This is a genomic window from Pseudomonas alvandae (genome assembly GCF_019141525.1).
GTDB lineage: Bacteria > Pseudomonadota > Gammaproteobacteria > Pseudomonadales > Pseudomonadaceae > Aquipseudomonas > Aquipseudomonas alvandae.
The window spans coordinates 4,035,198-4,052,760 of record NZ_CP077080.1 but is presented as its reverse complement, the minus strand read 5'-3'; the positions used below and the strand labels follow the sequence as shown (position 1 = coordinate 4,052,760).

Annotated in this window: 19 protein-coding genes; 15 read left to right on the top strand and 4 right to left on the bottom strand. The window is 57.6% G+C overall.

What is annotated here, in order from left to right:
* The first annotated feature begins 8 nt into the window (after positions 1–8).
* The 11 genes from KSS97_RS17845 to KSS97_RS17795 all read left to right on the top strand — a co-directional run bounded on the left by KSS97_RS17845 (position 9) and on the right by KSS97_RS17795 (position 10,282).
* Positions 9–746 carry a diacylglycerol/polyprenol kinase family protein gene (locus KSS97_RS17845; protein ID WP_198795752.1) on the top strand — a complete coding sequence of 246 codons (738 nt, stop codon included), beginning with the start codon at positions 9–11 and terminating at the stop codon, positions 744–746.
* On the top strand, positions 743–1,324 hold the full coding sequence (locus tag KSS97_RS17840) for a histidine phosphatase family protein (RefSeq protein WP_030141811.1): 582 nt from the start codon (positions 743–745) through the stop codon (positions 1,322–1,324). Before KSS97_RS17845 ends, KSS97_RS17840 begins: the two co-directional genes overlap by 4 nt.
* A gap of 7 nt (positions 1,325–1,331) precedes the next feature.
* Positions 1,332–2,237: an NAD-dependent epimerase/dehydratase family protein gene (locus KSS97_RS17835; protein ID WP_030141810.1), complete on the top strand. Its 906-nt coding sequence runs from the start codon at positions 1,332–1,334 to the stop codon at positions 2,235–2,237.
* A complete protein-coding gene (locus tag KSS97_RS17830; RefSeq protein WP_202334958.1) occupies positions 2,218–2,832 on the top strand; it encodes a methyltransferase family protein in 615 nt (204 codons plus the stop codon). Before KSS97_RS17835 ends, KSS97_RS17830 begins: the two co-directional genes overlap by 20 nt.
* Positions 2,833–2,854: 22 nt before the next feature.
* Positions 2,855–3,106 (top strand): acyl carrier protein, encoded by a 252-nt coding sequence (locus KSS97_RS17825; protein WP_217859806.1) that lies wholly within the window; start codon positions 2,855–2,857, stop codon positions 3,104–3,106.
* On the top strand, positions 3,103–4,314 hold the full coding sequence (locus tag KSS97_RS17820) for a beta-ketoacyl-[acyl-carrier-protein] synthase family protein (RefSeq protein ID WP_030141807.1): 1,212 nt from the start codon (positions 3,103–3,105) through the stop codon (positions 4,312–4,314). Before KSS97_RS17825 ends, KSS97_RS17820 begins: the two co-directional genes overlap by 4 nt.
* Positions 4,311–5,348, top strand: coding sequence for a beta-ketoacyl synthase N-terminal-like domain-containing protein (locus KSS97_RS17815; RefSeq protein ID WP_217859805.1), 1,038 nt, complete (start codon positions 4,311–4,313; stop codon positions 5,346–5,348). Before KSS97_RS17820 ends, KSS97_RS17815 begins: the two co-directional genes overlap by 4 nt.
* Before the next feature lie 20 nt (positions 5,349–5,368).
* The gene (locus KSS97_RS17810; RefSeq protein ID WP_217859804.1) at positions 5,369–6,043 is read left to right on the top strand and encodes a lysophospholipid acyltransferase family protein; all 675 of its coding nucleotides are present in this window, start codon (positions 5,369–5,371) and stop codon (positions 6,041–6,043) included.
* A gap of 247 nt (positions 6,044–6,290) precedes the next feature.
* On the top strand, positions 6,291–6,806 hold the full coding sequence (locus KSS97_RS17805) for a sigma-70 family RNA polymerase sigma factor (protein WP_030141804.1): 516 nt from the start codon (positions 6,291–6,293) through the stop codon (positions 6,804–6,806).
* Positions 6,793–7,773 carry a FecR domain-containing protein gene (locus KSS97_RS17800; RefSeq protein ID WP_030141803.1) on the top strand — a complete coding sequence of 327 codons (981 nt, stop codon included), beginning with the start codon at positions 6,793–6,795 and terminating at the stop codon, positions 7,771–7,773. Before KSS97_RS17805 ends, KSS97_RS17800 begins: the two co-directional genes overlap by 14 nt.
* Positions 7,774–7,891: 118 nt before the next feature.
* Positions 7,892–10,282, top strand: a complete 2,391-nt coding sequence (locus KSS97_RS17795) for a TonB-dependent siderophore receptor (protein WP_217862053.1) — start codon at positions 7,892–7,894, stop codon at positions 10,280–10,282.
* 121 nt (positions 10,283–10,403) lie between these two features.
* Here the strand turns inward: KSS97_RS17795 and KSS97_RS17790 are convergent, their stop codons facing one another.
* Together KSS97_RS17790 and KSS97_RS17785 are read right to left on the bottom strand one after the other, a co-directional pair.
* Positions 10,404–11,648 (bottom strand): serine hydrolase domain-containing protein, encoded by a 1,245-nt coding sequence (locus KSS97_RS17790; RefSeq protein ID WP_051066037.1) that lies wholly within the window; start codon positions 11,646–11,648, stop codon positions 10,404–10,406.
* A 357-nt stretch (positions 11,649–12,005) separates the two neighbouring features.
* The gene (locus KSS97_RS17785) at positions 12,006–12,461 is read right to left on the bottom strand and encodes a hypothetical protein (protein ID WP_030141800.1); all 456 of its coding nucleotides are present in this window, start codon (positions 12,459–12,461) and stop codon (positions 12,006–12,008) included.
* 386 nt (positions 12,462–12,847) lie between these two features.
* On the opposite strand from KSS97_RS17785, the gene KSS97_RS17780 reads away from it, so the two are divergent.
* Entirely contained in the window at positions 12,848–13,651 is an 804-nt protein-coding gene (locus KSS97_RS17780) for a DUF1206 domain-containing protein (RefSeq protein WP_030141799.1), read from the top strand.
* 48 nt (positions 13,652–13,699) lie between these two features.
* On the opposite strand, the gene KSS97_RS17775 is transcribed toward KSS97_RS17780, so the two are convergent.
* The gene (locus tag KSS97_RS17775) at positions 13,700–14,509 is read right to left on the bottom strand and encodes an isocitrate lyase/PEP mutase family protein (protein ID WP_030141798.1); all 810 of its coding nucleotides are present in this window, start codon (positions 14,507–14,509) and stop codon (positions 13,700–13,702) included.
* Positions 14,510–14,538: 29 nt separating this feature from the next.
* Positions 14,539–14,895 carry a VOC family protein gene (locus KSS97_RS17770; RefSeq protein ID WP_198795760.1) on the bottom strand — a complete coding sequence of 119 codons (357 nt, stop codon included), beginning with the start codon at positions 14,893–14,895 and terminating at the stop codon, positions 14,539–14,541.
* A 151-nt stretch (positions 14,896–15,046) separates the two neighbouring features.
* Between KSS97_RS17770 and KSS97_RS17765 the strand changes: the two genes are divergently transcribed.
* From KSS97_RS17765 to KSS97_RS17755, 3 genes are read left to right on the top strand one after another with little or no spacing between them, the layout of a single operon-like run.
* Positions 15,047–15,322 (top strand): metal/formaldehyde-sensitive transcriptional repressor, encoded by a 276-nt coding sequence (locus KSS97_RS17765; RefSeq protein ID WP_030141796.1) that lies wholly within the window; start codon positions 15,047–15,049, stop codon positions 15,320–15,322.
* Between the two features lie 20 nt (positions 15,323–15,342).
* A complete protein-coding gene (gene dmeF, locus KSS97_RS17760; RefSeq protein WP_217859803.1) occupies positions 15,343–16,260 on the top strand; it encodes a CDF family Co(II)/Ni(II) efflux transporter DmeF in 918 nt (305 codons plus the stop codon).
* A 33-nt stretch (positions 16,261–16,293) separates the two neighbouring features.
* Positions 16,294–17,541, top strand: a complete 1,248-nt coding sequence (locus KSS97_RS17755) for an MFS transporter (protein ID WP_217859802.1) — start codon at positions 16,294–16,296, stop codon at positions 17,539–17,541.
* Positions 17,542–17,563: the final 22 nt, after the last annotated feature.

Sequence of the window (17,563 nt, the reverse complement as noted above, 5' to 3'; positions counted from 1 at the left end):
AAAACGAAATGATTCAAGTGGGGTCGGCGCTGTTAAGTATCGTTCTTTTCTACTTCATGCTGTGCAAGGGATTGGGGCTGCTGGTCATCAACCGAGGGGTGCGCGTCAATTACACGAGGAAGGTCGGGCACTTTGCGATGTTCATGCTGCCCAGTCTGTTTTTTGCGTTGTTCAATATCCAGGACACCCATGAACGGCTGCTGCTCTCGGCGCTGTCCACCGCCATCCTGTTCTTTGCCATGTGTGGCTGGTCACGCCGTCGGTCGCTGACCGCGCAACAAATGTTCGCCAGTATTGACCGGCCAGAAGACGCACCGAACACGCTGTCCTGGTTGGTGAGCCAGACGGTCGCGGGCTTGTTGGTGTTGTGGGTGACGCAATATATCTGGCTGGCCATCGGCGTCCCGCTGGAACTGCTCTACATCACGATCCTGGCGACGACGTTTGGTGACGGCCTGGCGGAGCCTGTCGGTATCAGGTTTGGAAAACACGAATATACGACCAAAGGTTTTTTTGTCGACAAGACATTCAAAAGGACCCTGGAAGGCTCGGCCACCGTGTTTGTGATGTCGATGCTGTTTTGCGTGTTGTTCAAGGATTACTTCGCAGTGCATCAGTTCGTATTGCTGTGCGCCGTTTTTCCTCTCGCGCTGACCCTGACCGAAGCGAAGTCCCCTCACACGTGGGATACGCCGTTCTTGTTCATGGTCGGCAATGCCATTATCACTGGTGCCTATTTACTGTGATTTATCTGATACGCCACGCCACCCCCCTGATCGACTACGGACGCTGCGGTGCTGTCTCGGCCAAAGTGCTGCTGGATGAGTACAACCAGACTTCGTCGATCGACGAGACCGAAATTGCCGATTTCCTGAGTCGTGCGGAGTTGTCCGGGCCGTTGATGACGCCAGGGCTGAACATCATTTCATCGCCGATCAACCGAGCCTATGCCACGGCCTGCCGGCTGTTCGATGCCGGACGTATCCGGCAAGACAACCGATTGAAGGAATTCGACCTGCGGCTGGGTCGCGTGCCTTTGTTGAAGATGGGCTTGAGGCAATGGTTCGCCTTGCATCGCGTGCTCTGGCTGATGGGGATTTCGTTGGGGGCCGCATCCCGAAGATCGGAACACCTGCGTGCCGTGGAGGTGGCCGATGAGCTTTATACCGCCTGCACCAGGACCGGGGAGACCACGGTCGTGGTCTCCCACGGCATGTTCTTGAGGACCGTGCGCAAGACGCTGCAAAAACAGGGCATGCAGTTCCGTACGGTGTATCGCTCGGGGTGTTTTACGGTTGAGGCTTTAGCGCCTGGAAAAGGATGACTGACAGGTGAAGAAGGTACTGCTTTTAGGCGCCAGTGGTTTTATCGGGCAGGGTGTCTACGAAATCCTCAGGCAGGAACAAGACCTGCGGGTTACCCGCCATTCGCGTTCGCCAAAGGCGGGTTTTGCGGTGTGCGAGGTCGGCTCTGGGGCGTTTATCGAACTGGTCAAAGATCACGATTTCATTGTCAATTGCACGGGCATCGGCCTCAGTCGCCTGGGGCCGAGCCGTGCCAATAACGAGACACTGACCCAACAGATAATGGCGTCCATCCGAGTCGGCCCGCTCGATAAGAAAAACCTGTTCCACCTGAGCAGCGTCAAGGCCTATAACCCGGAGAAAAGGCGGGACGCGTACGCGGACGACAAATGGGCGGCCGAGCAGGTTATTCGTGCCAATGACCACAAAGTGCAGGGCGTGATCCTACGGGTGCCGACGGTACTGGGCCGCCACGATAAAAACCTGCTGCCGATGATTTCGATGTGCAAATTGAAGTTACTGCCATTGGTCACCAGCGAACTTCCAGCCTTGCACGTCATTGGCGTGGAGAGCATTGCCCGATCCATCCGCCAATGGCTCTCACGTCCTCCCGAACGGACTTTGCAAACCTGCTATCTGCTGAGCGACGACACAGTTACCTATAACGATCTGGTCGACGAGGTGTACCGCCGGCTCCAGGGCGCCGAAGGCCGGGCGAGGCTACGCACGGTAAAGGTGCGCACACTGTTCAGGATCTACAAGGTGCTGTCTTTCGTCGATGCCTTCAGGCGCCAGCGCAAGTTGTTTCCCTGGGCGCGCTTCAATGACTTGTTCGTATACCCCTGGCGGGTCGAAAAGGATGTGAGAGTGATCATGACTCGTTCAACGTTATCGGTATTGGTGGGGGCTTATTTTGAAAACGTTCAGGATTGATGTCGCCGCCAGTTTGCTGGTGCCGGTCGCATGCGCCTCTTGGGTGCTGCATGTCTGCACGGGGTTTGCGTTGTTCCAGTCAGTCGTCATGGCCGCCATCCTGCTCGCCGCAGAGTTTTATTTCCTGCGCGAAACCGACAGCGGCAGCCAATTCGACAAAGGCCTGAAAAGTGGCTTCATGGTGTCGTGCGCCATCGCGATCGTCATGCTGCTGCAGTTACTGACGCGCAGCGATGCGATGCTGCAATTGGCCGGATCGCTGCTGATCCTGTGCGGCATCGGCCTTCGAGCCCATGGAAAGATCATATTGGGACGGCACTTTTCCCATTCGCTGCGGGTGCTGGATGACCATGAGTTGATCCGCGCGGGCGCCTTCCGCTACATCCGCCACCCAGCCTATTTCGGCACGCTGCTCATTGTGACCGGATTCAGCTTGTACGCCAGCGTATACGCGGCGGCGATCATCTTCGCCGTTGCACTGGCCTTGATTCTTAAACGGGTCGACGGCGAAGAGAAAATGTTGGTCGGTTTTTTTGGCCAATCCTACGTTCGTTATCAGGCCGACAGCTTCAAGGTCATTCCTTTCATTATTTGATTGCGTCATTCCAGGAGGTCTCATGACTCACGTTCACGAAGCAAAAATCAAGGAAATCGTTTCCCAGGCCTTGGGGGTCAACGCCGAAGAAATCCAGAACCACAAGGACTTCATCGAAGCTTATGGCGCCGACTCGATGTCGGGAATAGAAATCCTCGCCGGCATCGAAGGTGCATTCCAGGTGCGGGTCGATGAAACCTACATCCCCAGGATCACCAGTGTGGATTCGATACTCTCGTTTATCGACAAGACCCTTGAGGCTGAGTGTGCATGAACAGCTCCGGTAAGGGCACAAGGGTGGTGGTGACGGGCCTGGGGCCGGTCAGTCCGATCGGGGTCGGAAAAGAGGCCTTTTTCCATGCTTTGAAAACAGGGGTGAACGGCACCGTGCCGCTGTCGAAAATCGACACGCAGCGCTTCGAAAGAAAGTACGGCTGCGAGGTGAAAGGCACCATCGCTGAATGGGTCGCTGATTTCGATGCGTTCGCCGAATCGGGTACGCCGAGTCATTTTGCCCTGGCCGCCACCGGGCTCGCCCTTGCCGATGCCGGGATCGAGCGGGCAGCGATTGCTGGCAAGCGGGTCAATTGTTACTTCGGCACGACTTATGGTGAATCCAACCTGATCGACGACATGGTCACGGCCATGGCGCAGTCCCAGCCAGGCCTGCATGCTTCGCTGGGGCGCACGTTTGCCTCCGAGATCAGCCGAGACGTGGCCAGATCGATAGGTTCCACCGGCGAGGCCGTGACGATTGGCAATGCCTGCTCGGCCAGTAATGCTGCGTTGATCTTCGGCTACGAGGCCATCCAGGCGGGTGACTGCGAGCTGGCCATCTGCGGTGGGAGCGATGCAGTGTACAAGGCCACCTTCGCGACCTTCCATCGCCTGGGCAGCATGACCGACAAGGACTGCACGCCGTTCAACGCCGGCCGCAAGGGTGTCCTGACCTCCGAAGGCGGCAGCGCGCTGGTGCTTGAAAGTTACGAACGGGCCATTCGCCGTGGAGCACACATTTATGCAGAAGTGCTGGGCTTCGCGATGAATTGCGATGCGGACCACATGGTGAGGCTCAATCATCACAGCGTTGGCGACTGCATGAAGGCGGCACTTGCAAACGCCTGCGTCCCGCCCGGGACGGTGGGTTATATCTGTGCCCACGGCACCGGTACGGCAGCCAATGACAGTAACGAGTACAAGGCCATCGAGGCGGTCTTTGGCCATTCACCGCCACCGGTCAGTTCGATCAAGTCCATGATGGGGCATAGCATGGGCGCGGCGGCGGGTTTCGGTGCCATCGCCTGCATGCTTGCCCTCAGCGAAGGGTTGCCGCCGACGATCAACGTGAGCGAGCAGGATCCTGAAATACCCATCGACGTGGTTTGCGAGGGTTTCAGGGCCGGAAAAGTCGACGTGGTCATCAACAATGCCTTCGCTTTTGGCGGAAATAATTCAATCCTGGTATTCGGTAATCCCAAATGAGCAATGACGCTATCGTTGCACTGGCCGTAAACGATTGGGTCATGTTGCGGATGCCCGGCGCATTCGAGCAAGGGGGCACGGAGTTGCATCATGGGCTGGCGCCCCGGTGGGACCTGACGGCGGGCGAACTGGTGCCTAGCCGGGAGTTGAAGAACTTCGATCGACAGTCCCTGTTGCTGTTGGCGGCGATGTCGTTGATCGAGGATGCCAACCAGGGCGAATCCCTGGCGCGTGCGGCCGTCATTGGTGGCACGTCCAACGGTTCGATCGATACCGTCATCCAGTTGATCAAGGAGTCGAACGAAAGTCGTTTTGCATTCCAGGTCAATCCGGCACAGATCCCCAACACCGTCATAAATTCCTCGGTGGGGCAGTTGGCGATCAAATACGGCATCAAGGGTGCCAACGTTTCGCTCTGCGCCAAGGAACTGAGCTTCTACAGCGCGATGGTGCAAGGGCTGCGATTCGCCAGGCGCGGGGACTGCGAGCGGATCTACGCGACAGCCATGGAAACCTTCAGCGGCGAATTCGGTACTCTTTATGCCGACAGCCATGGGCTGGACGCGGCAGAACGAATCGATACCGCCGCGATTTTCAGTCTCCGAACCTGTTCCGATCCGCAAACGCCGGGGCCGGTGGTCAGGTCCTGCGTGACCGGGCGCTTGTTCCCCACGAGCGGGGCCAGCCTGGGCGACCTGATACTCACGTTCGTGGCAGGCAATGGGGTGGCGCTTGATAGACTCGGTCAGGTCAGCGTGTCGGTAGCGGAATCGTGGCGGGCCGCCCTGGACGATCTCGGCCAGGCATTCGGGGAAAAACTCGCTGTCCTGCAACGGGCAAAAGCATTGAGCCTGTCCCTGGTCGGAGCCTACCAACTCGCCGACTTGGCGCAATCGGTCAAGGCCGGCGATGTTGGGGTAATGGCGTGTGTCGATGAGGAAGGCTTCTATGGCATCGCATTGGTGGGGTGTAGCGAAGCCCAGGCCGGTGCTGCCAAGGGTTCAAGGGATTCAAGCAAGGTGGGTGACGTATGATTCTGGTAGTGAGATGGCTGTTGGTCGGGCTGTTCATCGTCCTGAGCTTTCCATTTTTATGTGTGTTCATGTTGATCAATCCGAAGAAGAACCGGAACCTGCACGTCGCCTGCCGCGCCTATTCGGTGATCAATCGAATATTTTTGGTTCGTGTCGCTGTCAGGGGCTTCAACACGATTGCCGAGGGCAAGCCGTATATCTACGTGGTCAACCATCAATGCAACTATGACGTGATGATCGTTGCCGAGGCGCTCAAGCCAGGCACGGTCATTGTCGGGAAGGAATCGCTCAAGTGGTTGCCCCTGGTGGGGCAATTGTATTGGCTGACCGGCAGCCTGTTCATTGACCGAAGCAATCCGCGGGCCTCGATCCAGAGCATGCGCAAGGTGGCCAAGAATGTCGCGGCCAACAATACGTCCCTCTGGATTTTCCCTGAAGGCACCCGGAACAATGGCGGGAACTTGTTACCTTTCAAGAGCGGCGCGTTCCGGCTCGCCAAGGACATGGGGGTGGGGATCGTTCCCGTGACGATCTGCTCCGCTGTCAGAGACGTTGCCTACAATTCATTGCGCTCCACTGACGTCAGCATCGTCGCCCACCCGCCCATCGAGGCGGATGTCGTGGCAAGCATGAATAGCAAGGACCTGGCGAGCCACACGCGGGAGATCATCAGCAACATGATCCCAATCGTTTGAGCCAGAAGCTCACACGGCATCCTGTCCAGGCACGGTGTGCGGGCCGTTCCGTCGCTCGGCCACCAGCAGCAACGACTGCGGCGCGGTGTGCGGCGGCGGGCAGATCCTTTGTCATCGCTGGAAGGGCGGCGGGTGTTGAATCACAGCGTTTGCCCAAAAGCGGACGCTGAGCGCCACGTATTTACCTGAGGCCTATCGCGCGAGTAGAATGCGATTAATTATCAATCATATACTTGCCGGTATTCCGATGCGCAGCGATGAAACACTAGGTACTGCAGATCTAGGGCTGCTCTATCGCACCCACCACTCGTGGTTACAAGGTTGGCTGATCCGACGCATTGGATGTCGCGATAACGCAGCAGATTTGGCGCAGGACACCTTTGTACGTCTGCTCAAATCCCGTCAGTCCAGCCCCTTGCGTGAACCACGCGCCTATTTGAGCAGTATCGCCCGCGGACTGATGATTGATCAGTATCGTCGTCGCGAACTCGAACGTGCCTACTTGGAAAGCATCACGTTGCTGCCTCAACACGAGGTTCCCTCGGAAGAACGCCGACTGCTGATTCTTGATGCGCTTGAGCGCATAGACCGCATGCTCGATATGCTTAAGCCGAGAGTTCGCCAAGCGTTTTTATTTGCCCGGCTCGACGGTTTGACCTGCGCGCAAATAGCCGAAAAGCTGGGTGTTTCCAGTGCGACGGTGGAACGCGACCTGGCCATAGCCCTGCAACACTGCTATCGCTTGCGTTATGTCGAGGCGTGAGTCGCAGGCGCTGGATCCGGCCGTTGTCGACCAGGCGATCCACTGGCAAGTGCGCCTTCGCTTCAATCAACCCGATGAGCAAACACAGCGCACTTTTGAGCACTGGCTGCAGCAGCGCCCAGAGCACGTGTTGGCGTGGCAGCGTGTGGATACGCTTGGGGATGAATTTGCAGGCGTGCCAGCTCAACTGGCCCGGCAAACCCTTAATGGTACCCGTCATGGAATGCGGCGGCGGGAAAGCCTGAAGTTACTGGGTCTATTGGCTACTGTCAGCACGGCAGCCTGGCTCGGCCGGGACTATACACCCGTACCCGCCATGCTTGCGCAGCAGCGCAGCAGTACCGGCGAGCAACGACGCTTCCAACTCGATGATGGCAGCCTTATCCAGCTCAATAGCGATAGCGCCGTCGACAGCGATTTCGACGCCCAGCGACGCCTGATAATCCTTCGACGTGGTGAAATCATCGTGAATGTCGGCGCGGATCAACACTCGCCTCGAGCACGACCGTTCTGGGTGCAATCACGTAACGGGATCATGCGCGCTCAGAGTTCCCGCTTTCTGGCACGCGAGCTTGACGATGGCACTCTGGTCGCGGCTCGGGAAGGATCAGTCACGGTGTTCCCCGGCTCCAGTCAGAGTCCTGCGAGCCGCAGCGTCCAGGCTGGAAATCAGCTGCTGTTCACATCAAGCGGCACCCGAATGTTCAGGGACAACGGCCTTGATCTATGGAGTTGGGGTGACGGGGTGATCAGTGCGCGCAATATGCGCCTCGATGATTTCATCGCGGAGTTGTCGCGTTATCGCCCCGGAGTACTGCGCTGCGCCGAAGAAGTCGCTGATCGTCGCGTTTCCGGCACCTTCCAGCTCGCCGACAACGACCAGGTGCTGGCATTGATCGCGCAGTCATTGCACTTGCACATTGATTATCGAACCCGTTATTGGGTGACCGTGACCGCTGCCACCTGAACCCATCCAAACTTTGTATCAGCTGAAAAATAATGAGGTAGTTTCTCATTCTCGTTCGACCTCTAAGGAAGGCCGGAATACAGGCCAGTCTGCCGATGTCCTTTCTTGGAGCGAGAAAATGAGTTCGTCCCCTGTTTCACAGCGCCATCCACTAAATCGTGCCTTGCAAGGTGCGATTTTGGGTTTGATCGTTAGCAGCTATGCATTGCCGTCGCTGGCGCAAACGTCAAGCGCTGGCCACAACAATCAAGCCAAACAGTGGAACATCGCTGCCGGCCCACTGGCGCCGGCGCTTGACCGCTTTGCGCGCGAGGCTGGCATCAGTCTTTCCTTCGACGCGTCGAGTGTAGCGAACCGCAGCACTGCTGGCGTGAATGGCACGCTCGTTACGTCGGCAGCGCTGTCATCGTTGCTGCAGGGGAGCGAATTGCAAATCGAACAGCAAGGCCCGAATGCCTATCTACTGATCCCTCAACCAAAGCCCGCCGGCCCGCTGGAGCTCGACGCAACGGACGTCGAGGAATACCGCCTTGCACCTCTCATCATCAATGCCAAGGTCAGGGTCAGTGCCGATGACGATGCCAACTCGGTGGTCGCCAAGGAGCTCTGGGTTGGCGGCAAGGTGGCAACCAGCATTCTCAATACACCGGCATCGGTGTCGGTTGTTACCAACAAGGAAATGGAGCAACGCAGCGTCAGCACCACGGAAGAGGCGCTGCAATACACGCCGGGCGTGGTCAGTGACTTCTATGGTACGGATGATCGCAACGACTATTTCCAGATCCGGGGCTTCCAGGCCACCACCTACCGTGACGGCTTGACCCTGAGTTCGATGCGCGGCGTACGCGAAGATCCATTCGCTTATGAACGCATAGAGATTCTGCGTGGCGCCAACTCCACGCTGTTTGGCCCAGCGGACCCGGGCGGTTCGGTGAATTTCGTGACCAAACAGCCGCGTTTCGAGCAGTTTGGCCAAGGCTATGTGACCTACGGTTCGTTTGACCATGTCGAGACAGGCATCGATGTGGGGGATGCGCTGAACGACGAGAAAACCTTGGCTGGCCGTTTTACTGCCAAAGGCCAAAACAGCGACCGCGAGTACGATCACTCACAGGACGACAACCGGTTGGTGATGGGTGGCCTCACCTGGGCACCGACGGATTACACGTCAGCCACCGTAATTCTGGACTATCTGAAAACTGAAAGTTCACCCAACAGTGGCGGCTATCCGCTGGACAAGGAATACGACCGCAGCAAGTTTTATGGTGAGCCCAGCTACAACTTCCATGATGTCGAGCGCACCAGCCTCAGCGGTAACGTCACCCATGATTTCGACAACGGCTTCGTCCTGCGCAGCAATCTGCGCTACAGCAAATTGACCGATGATTTTGGCTACGTTTACCTCAGCGACAGCGCCGCACGTGTCGGTACTGCCGTCGACCGGTATCTGTTTGGAACGGACACTGAGGCCGACCAGTTCAACGGCAATCTGATGCTGCAATACGATGCCCGCTTCGAGAACATCGACAGCAGCAGCCTGGTGGGCGTGGAGTACCTCGATTCGACCACCAAGGAAAGCTCGGTCTACGCCCTGACGACCCCGATTGATATTGCCAATCCGGTGTTTACTGGCGTTTCACGCTCAATCGCGCCGTATGCCGTCAACAAGCGAGACGCGACCACCAAGGCCGTATTCCTTCAGCAAAACCTGTCGTTCTACGAGCGTTTCATCGTCACCGCGGGTATGCGCAACGATTCGATGGACCTGACCAGCAAAGGCTTGCAATCGACTGAGAAAGACAACTTCTCCGAAACCTCCTACCGAGGTGCGTTGACCTATATCGTCAACGATGAGGTGTCCACCTATGTGAGCATGGTGGAATCCGTCTCACCGCCTCAGGTTGGCGTAACACCGCAGACGGGCACGCAGTACGAAGTGGGCGTGAAGTACGCGCCGATGGGGATGGACGCACTGTTCTCCGCAGCTGTTTATGACTTGACCCAGGAAAACGTCACCATCGCCGTGGTGCTGCCGAGCGGCATCATCGAGCAACAGACGGTGGGCGAATCGCGGGCGCGTGGCCTCGACCTGGAGGCCAAGGCGCAGGTGACACAGAACCTCAGCCTGATCGGTGGCTATTCCTATATGGAGTCCGAGGTACTGCGCGGTTCGTTGTACGACGGCAGCTCGCTGAAGGGTAATGAGTTCTCCACGGCACCCAAGCATTCCGCTTCGCTCTGGAGCTATTACGACGTGCCCGGCACTGATGTCAGCGTTGGCTTGGGTGCGCGCTACGTCGGCTCTTATTACTTCGATGCAGCCAACTCCGGCAAAAGCGATGGCACCACACTGTTCGACGCCGCCTTCAACTACGAGATTGCCAAGGGCACTGACCTTGCGGTGAACGTCAGCAACCTGCTGGATGAGCAGCACGTGGTCGGTTCCGGCACAGCGAACTTCTACAACCCGGGGCGCGAGATTACCGCCAAAGTGAGTTACAGCTGGTAAGCAGGCAGGTAAGCCTTTTTCCCATCTATTAAGAAGCAGTGCCCGCTATACTTCGGGCACTGTCAACACCCCCGCAGTGTCCTTCCACGCCGCAAAGACCGACGTCATCCGAGGCGCGAATTTACTTCAACGCAGCTACCACGGCATCGAAGAATACCATCGGGTCAATCGGCTCTTTGTCAACCGGCTTGGGCTGGGCACCAAAGGTGACAATCACCACGTTATTGGCAGGGTTGATATAGATGTTCTGGCCCTGGATACCGACCGCCGAATAGGCGCCGTCTTTCATCGACGGCTCGGTCCACGCCGTCCACCACATGTAACCGTAGTCCAGGGACTTGCCGCCTTTGAGTTTGGTCGGCAGCGTCGCCTCCTTGACCCAGCCTTCAGGCAGAATCGATGTGCCATTAATCTTGCCGCCGTTCATGAAAAACAGCCCGAAGCGTCCATAATCGCGCAGCGTGGCGCTGATACCGCTGCCACCGATTTCCACGCCGTCAGGCGAATCGAGCCACCACCGGGCATCACTCTCCATACCGAACGGCTGCCAGATCTTCTGCGACAGATAATCGGCCAGCGGCATCTTCACCGCGCCACGGACGATCTCGCCGAGTACCTGCGTTTCGCCAGTGCTGTAAGTGTTGGCCGTGCCGGGCTCGGCAGCTCTCGGCAAACTTGCCATCAAGGCCATGGCCGAACGTGGTTTCTGCGATATCTGCGCTTTGAGTAGCGCGCGACGATCGGACGCTGGATCGGTGTAGGTCTCGTTCCACTTCACGCCCGAAGACATCATCAGCACGTCGCGCACGGTCACGCCTTCGTAGGCGCTGCCCTTGAGCTCGGGAACGTAATCCACCACTTGCGCATCAAGGCCCTTGATAAGGCCGTCCTTGATCGCTGCAGCCGCTAGTGTGGAGGTAATGGATTTGGCTATCGACATCGACATCCATCGGGTTTTCTCGGTGTTGCCACGCTGATAGGTCTCGAACACGATCTTGCCGTCCTTGAGCACGAGCATTGCCGTAATGCTATCCAGTGCGACGAAGTCGTACAGGTCGTACTTTTTGTCCCCGACAGTGAAGCGAACGTTGGGCAACTGTTTGTCTGATTTCGGCAGCGCATACGGGTGATCGCCGGCTTTGATCCTGTGGGTGGGGAACAGCCGGTCGATGTTGCGGTAGGTACTGACCGCCAGATCGGGGAGCATGGCGCCGTCATAGATCTGCTCCACGGTGCCAATCGGTTCCTGGGCGTGGGGATAATCCTCAGCCCCTGCGCCCGAGGTGATAGCCGCAGCGAGCAGACCCAGTGAGAGAAGCAGGGAGCGACCAGGCGCAGTCGCACGAAAAATAGCGGATGAGTGCATAACCTATCCTTCTTTCTGTTTTGCTATTCACGCACGTCAAGACGAGCGGCCGCTTGAACCATAGCCCACTCATTGGGATCGCGCCCGAGCGCTGGGCCACCTTCAGCTGCGGTCCAGCGGGCTTCTGGATCTGTCAGCGGTAGGGGCTTCGGCAGCGTTTAGGCAGAGCCTTTCCATTGGGTGTCTCGCTGGTGGGGCTGCCAACGGCGGCCTGGGGGGGGACCTGGTGGAATTATCTGGCGGCCGTTACGAAGTCGCCGCCATGCAGGGTGAGGCACGTGAGGTTTATTTCCTCGAGTTTGCCCGCCAGATACAGACCGTCGCCAAAATGCCCGTGATGTCCGGTAAGAGTGCTAATTACCTATTCCGCAACAGCACATAAGCTTCACCGCCGTTTCGGTCATGTTGAAGAATAAAGTTGTTGTCCTGGATACGCACCTTCGATGGCACACGATCTGCTACCGGCGTTTGCGAGTAAGTCTGCGCGGCACTCAGTAGTTGGCGGGTCAGGCTGTCGTCGGGTTGCTTCGGGGTGGTGACGACGCATTCCTTTTCGGAAAGTTGCACAGCGAGGTTTTTGTCCGCGGTGAAGCCGATGCGCGTGAAGCCCATGTCCTGGAGGTCGTTGATGCCGAACCGCTTGGCCGCTTCAGCAGAGCCGGCGAATGAGGGGGCGGTCTTCAGACAGATGTCGACGAAGGCTTCGATGGCCTTGGAGGTGACAGGCGTCGATACGGTTGGCTTTGCAGTGGTGCAGCTGACGAGGGCTAACACGCTGGACAAGGCGAGTGTGCGGAACAAAGTATTGGACATGAAACGGGGATCCTTCCAGTTGAAATTCGGAGTGCAGGAGTGGGCTGGGCGGCGCCGGAGCAGACCGCCTGCGAATGGTAAATTAAAATGGATTACGGGGCTTAGGACTTTGTGAACCCCAACGCTTGCTGGCAATGGCTCGCGCTGTGAACCGGTGTGCACTCAGGTCAGCCTGACGGCGGTCGAGCAGATTGCATAACAGCGATAAGCAATAGCTTCTCGATTTTCGTAAATGCTAACCGGCCGCTTTTGGCTTGGGAGCTGCCTGTCGCCTCGGTCATCAACGAGCGACTCTGAGTCGGTCAGGGCTGCGGCCTTGAATTTAACGATAGAACCCCTTCCAGCCAGACGAGTCTGTTCCTGTATTACTTTCGGGAAAACAGCCAATGTCAGCGCGCCATAGCCTTATTGTCCTTGCACGCGGAGGGTACGCTGCTCGAGGAGTGATTTACCTGATCATCGGTATCTTTGCATTGCTTGCGGCACAAGATTCGACAAAGCCGAAAGACAGTCAAAAAAGCCTGGAAGCCCTATTAGGCCAGCCGTTTGGCTATTTTTTAGTGGGAATCGTCGTGGCGGGTCTGCTCGCATTTGCGGCATGGCGTGTTCTGCAAGCTACGCGTGATGTCGACCATCACGGCAAACATCTCAAGGGTCTGATAATTCGCACCGGTCTGTTTGCAGGAGGTTTGGTCAATGGTGCTCTGGCATTTTTTGCGCTAGGCCTACTTGTAAGCGGAATAGGTAGCTCGGGTAACTCAGGGGAACACACCAGAGATTGGCTGGCGCATCTATTGTCCTGGCAGCATTCCAATGTATTGGTGTATCTGATTGCTCTTATTCCGCTTGGCGTTGGAATCGCTCACATTATCAAGGGATGGAAGGCGTCGTTTGAAAAGTATTTCGAGGCCGACGAAGACGTCATGCGGTACGTCCGCCCAGTGTCTCGGTTTGGCCTGATTGCACGTGGCGTCGTCTTTATAGAGATTGCATTGCTGTTGGCCGTTAGTGGCTCTGCCTATCAAGCCATGGATCCACCCGGTATGAAGGAAGCCCTTGAGGCGCTCCAGAATTTACCAGCTGGGTGGATGGTTTTGATGATAATGGCCTTCGGATTGATTGCTTTCTCGGCTTACAGCTTCGCTGAGGCCTTCTGGCGGAAGATAAATATGGAAGTCCCTGGCGTATAGGCATGTCCATGGCATCAATAGTGTTCGGCCCCGTTCGGGGCCCCGACATCACTCGGTTTTCGCCGCCATCAATGCGTTCAATTCGCCGTATGTATGGGCTTTCAAGGCGTGGGTGTCGAGTTGGCCATTGTCGAGGAAACTGCTGACCAACGCGCCCATGGCGCCATGCAGAAATTCGGCGATGCTGGAACCAGCACTTAGCCGTCGGACTCCTAGGCGCTTCAATTCGTCGAGGGAGGGCAACCCGTCCCGGGACAGCAGGTTCACTGGCAGTCTGGTTTCCCGGCAGACGGTGGCGATTTCGTCCGCATCGATCACGCCGGCGGCAAACAGACCATCTGCCCCGGCGGCGGCATACAGCGCGGCGCGTTTCAGTAGTTCTTCCAGACGCTGTTCGGCGGGGAAAAGGTTCTTGAGGTAAACGTCGGTCCGTACGTTGACGAACAGCTTGACGCCCGCCCGGTCTGCCACCGTCCTCGCCACGTCAACCTTGCGAACTAGCAGCTCTGGCGAGCCCAGGCCGTCTTCGATATTGATCCCGACCGCTCCGGCGGCAATGACGGCATTGATCACCTGGCCGACCTGCTTCAGATCATCCGAGTAGCCGCCTTCGATATCCACTGTGAGCGGTACGCTGAGCACCCTGGCCATCGATTTGACGGTGGTACTCAGCAGGTCAAGAGGCAGCTTGTTGCCATCCTGATACCCGTGGGACCAGGCCATGGCCGCGCTGCTGGTGGCTACGGCCTTGCCACCCAGGCGTTCGACCATACGCGCACCACCCGCGTCGGCCACATTGGCCAGAACCAACAGTCCATTCTGGTGGAGGCTGTGAAAAGCGTTATCCAGTGGGGCCATGGCAATTCAACTCCTTTGAAGGGTTTGTTTTATTGCTGCTCTGTCCACACGGCCAGTTCATAGCCATCTGGATCCGTGAAGTGGAACCTGCTGCCACCCGGGAAAGAAAATACCTCCCGGGTTAAAACAGCGCCCAGGGCTATGAGCCGCCGTTGTGTTTCAGCGAGGTTGTCGGCGTACAAAATGATTAAAGGCCCACCCGGTCGAACGGGCTCGCCTGTAGTGAAACCACCGGTGAGGCGGCCGTCAGTGAATTCAGTGTAGGTGGGGCCATAGTCGACGAAGGTCCAACCGAATGCGCTGCCGTAGAAGGCTTTGCTACGGGCGATGTCGCCTACATTAAGCTCGATATTGTCGATTTGTCGGTCTTTGCCGCGAACGCTCATGCTTGCCTCCCTGGCCGATGCTTAGGGTGGCGAGTGTAACGTAAGCGCTTGCACTGTTCGCGCATTGGGGCCTGTTAAGGCGCTTTTAGCTTGTCGGCGAATAGGGGTAGGGGGTATACCTATCGTGCGCAACGCATAGCAGAGGTATCCAATGGGTCATATCGCAGCAAACAAAGACGATCTTCTCAAGCGCGTGAAACGTATCGCCGGACAGATCCAGGCCGTTGAGCGGGCCTTGGAGTCGGATCTCGATTGCGCCAAGACACTTCACCTCGTGGCCGCCACTCGTGGCGCCCTCAACGGTCTGATGGAAGAAATCATCGAAGACCACGCACGGGAGCATGTCGCTAACCCTGCGCTCAGCGAAGCACAGCGCAACAAAGGCGTCGAAGAGCTGCTCGAAGCCATTCGCCGTTATTCCAAGTGAACGCATCCAGGTACACCCCCATGAGCGGCTCCCACCTCAACTACACCCACCACCACATGTTCCTTGGCTCGGCGCACGACGAAAACGCCAAGCGTACGCTTTGGGTCGTGGCACTGACCGTCGTGATGATGATTGGCGAAATCATTGCCGGCTACATCACAGGGTCGATGGCCTTATTGGCCGATGGTTTTCATATGGCAACCCATGCCGGCGCATTGGGCATCGCGGCCGCTGCTTACGGATATGCAAAACGCCACGCGTCCAGTCAGCGTTACAGTTTCGGTACCGGGAAGGTTGGCGACTTGGGCGGGTTTGCCTCGGCGTTGATACTCGGTATGGTCTCCCTGGGGATTGGCGTTGAGTCTGTCATGCGTCTCTTGCAGCCAACAGACGTCCAGTTCGGCTCTGCGACGCTCATTGCGATTGTCGGTTTGATCGTCAACATTATCAGCGCACTGCTGCTGGGCCACGGACATAGCCATGGGCATGATCACAGTGATCATGACCATCACCACCACGGGCACGACAATAATCTGAAATCGGCCTATTTCCATGTCATCGCAGACGCGCTGACGTCGGTGCTGGCCATCGTTGCACTGCTCGCCGGCCGCTATCTCGGTTGGGTGTGGCTGGACCCGGTCATTGGGATCGTCGGCGCCCTCGTTATCGCGCGTTGGGCATGGTCGTTGATGGGCGTCACCGCGGCTGTATTGCTGGACCAGACAGATGCCCACATTGCCGAGGAAATCCGCGAGCTGGTGGAGAAGAATGGGGATGCCACCATTACGGACTTGCACGTGTGGCAGATTGGACCGCAAGCCCATGCGGCCATTGTCAGCGTAATGGGTGACAACACGGTGGACGCCGATAGCATTCGTGAACGTCTCAAGCCGGTTCACGAAGTCAGCCATCTGACCGTCGAATATCGTCCCGTCTGACCCAACGCTCCAAGGCGTTTTCCGAGGCTCATGATGAAAACCACTGACAGGCCGGGCGGTGTTCCAACGACTGCGCCAATCCGCAAGGCTTCGACCGGCAATGCCTGGCGCACCATGCCAGGCGGTATCTGGGCACTGGGCTTCGTCTCGATGTTGATGGATATTTCCTCGGAGATGATCCATGCCTTATTGCCGCTCTACATGGTCACAGTGCTGGGTACCTCCGTCCTGGCGGTGGGTCTCATCGAAGGAATCGCCGAGGCTACAGCCTCGATCACCAAGGTATTCTCCGGGGCTCTCAGTGATCGATTGGGCAAGCGCAAACTGCTTGCGGCGCTGGGTTACGGATTGGGGGCGCTGTCGAAACCGATCTTTCCTTTGGCAGGCTCGCTGGACTGGCTGACCGGTGCCCGCTTTATCGATCGTATTGGCAAAGGGATCCGCGGTGCCCCGCGTGATGCATTAGTCGCCGACATCACTCCGCCAGCGATAAGAGGGGCAGCTTTCGGCCTGCGCCAGACGCTGGATACCGTGGGTGCGTTCCTGGGGCCGCTGCTTGCGATTGGCTTGATGTGGCTGACGGCGAACCACTTCCAGACGGTTTTTTGGGTGGCCGTCATCCCGGCCTTCCTTGCCGTCGCGGTGTTGCTTCTGTTTGTCCATGAGCCCGCACAGGCGCCAGGAGCGCAACGGGTGCGTATGCCCTTGAGTCGACGGGAGTTGGCACGACTGGGCGCCGGCTATTGGTGGGTGGTGGGTGTAGCTGCGGTGTTCACCCTGGCACGCTTCAGCGAAGCCTTCCTGATCCTGCGTGGCCACGCCGTTGGACTGGCGCCGATGTGGGCACCTGCAGTGCTGGTCTTGATGGCCGTGGCGTACTCGCTGTCAGCCTATCCAGCTGGCGCACTGTCTGATCGTATCAACCGCCTGTCGGTGCTCGGCACAGGGCTGATATTGCTGATCATCGCCGACCTGACACTGGCATTCGTTCCGGGCATCACCGGCCTGGCTGCAGGAGTGGTTCTATGGGGACTGCACATGGGGTTTACCCAGGGAATATTCGCTGCCTTGATCGCCGATTGCGCGCCTATTGAGCTGCGTGGCACGGCATTTGGCATGTTCAATCTGTTGACTGGGTTGACCTTGCTGGTGGCAAGCATCACTGCGGGTGTTCTGTGGGACTCGGTGGGTTACCAGGCTACTTTCGTGATGGGAGCCGGCTTTGCCGTGCTGACTTTTCTGGGGCTATGGGTAATAAAAAAGAAAGTTCAGGTTCGGTAGCCAGAATTCTGCAGTAACGCTA

What these genes read in the sequence shown, in the direction of transcription:
- KSS97_RS17765 (WP_030141796.1), top strand. Translation starts at nt 15,047, where the DNA reads ATGGGTCATATCGCAGCAAACAAAGACGATCTTCTCAAGCGCGTGAAA.
- KSS97_RS17775 (WP_030141798.1), bottom strand. Translation starts at nt 14,509, where the DNA reads ATGGCCCCACTGGATAACGCTTTTCACAGCCTCCACCAGAATGGACTG.
- KSS97_RS17825 (WP_217859806.1), top strand. Translation starts at nt 2,855, where the DNA reads ATGACTCACGTTCACGAAGCAAAAATCAAGGAAATCGTTTCCCAGGCC.
- KSS97_RS17755 (WP_217859802.1), top strand. Translation starts at nt 16,294, where the DNA reads ATGAAAACCACTGACAGGCCGGGCGGTGTTCCAACGACTGCGCCAATC.
- KSS97_RS17815 (WP_217859805.1), top strand. Translation starts at nt 4,311, where the DNA reads ATGAGCAATGACGCTATCGTTGCACTGGCCGTAAACGATTGGGTCATG.
- KSS97_RS17845 (WP_198795752.1), top strand. Translation starts at nt 9, where the DNA reads ATGATTCAAGTGGGGTCGGCGCTGTTAAGTATCGTTCTTTTCTACTTC.
- KSS97_RS17780 (WP_030141799.1), top strand. Translation starts at nt 12,848, where the DNA reads ATGTCAGCGCGCCATAGCCTTATTGTCCTTGCACGCGGAGGGTACGCT.
- KSS97_RS17790 (WP_051066037.1), bottom strand. Translation starts at nt 11,648, where the DNA reads ATGCACTCATCCGCTATTTTTCGTGCGACTGCGCCTGGTCGCTCCCTG.
- KSS97_RS17820 (WP_030141807.1), top strand. Translation starts at nt 3,103, where the DNA reads ATGAACAGCTCCGGTAAGGGCACAAGGGTGGTGGTGACGGGCCTGGGG.
- KSS97_RS17795 (WP_217862053.1), top strand. Translation starts at nt 7,892, where the DNA reads ATGAGTTCGTCCCCTGTTTCACAGCGCCATCCACTAAATCGTGCCTTG.
- KSS97_RS17770 (WP_198795760.1), bottom strand. Translation starts at nt 14,895, where the DNA reads ATGAGCGTTCGCGGCAAAGACCGACAAATCGACAATATCGAGCTTAAT.
- KSS97_RS17805 (WP_030141804.1), top strand. Translation starts at nt 6,291, where the DNA reads ATGCGCAGCGATGAAACACTAGGTACTGCAGATCTAGGGCTGCTCTAT.
- KSS97_RS17785 (WP_030141800.1), bottom strand. Translation starts at nt 12,461, where the DNA reads ATGTCCAATACTTTGTTCCGCACACTCGCCTTGTCCAGCGTGTTAGCC.
- dmeF (WP_217859803.1), top strand. Translation starts at nt 15,343, where the DNA reads ATGAGCGGCTCCCACCTCAACTACACCCACCACCACATGTTCCTTGGC.
- KSS97_RS17800 (WP_030141803.1), top strand. Translation starts at nt 6,793, where the DNA reads ATGTCGAGGCGTGAGTCGCAGGCGCTGGATCCGGCCGTTGTCGACCAG.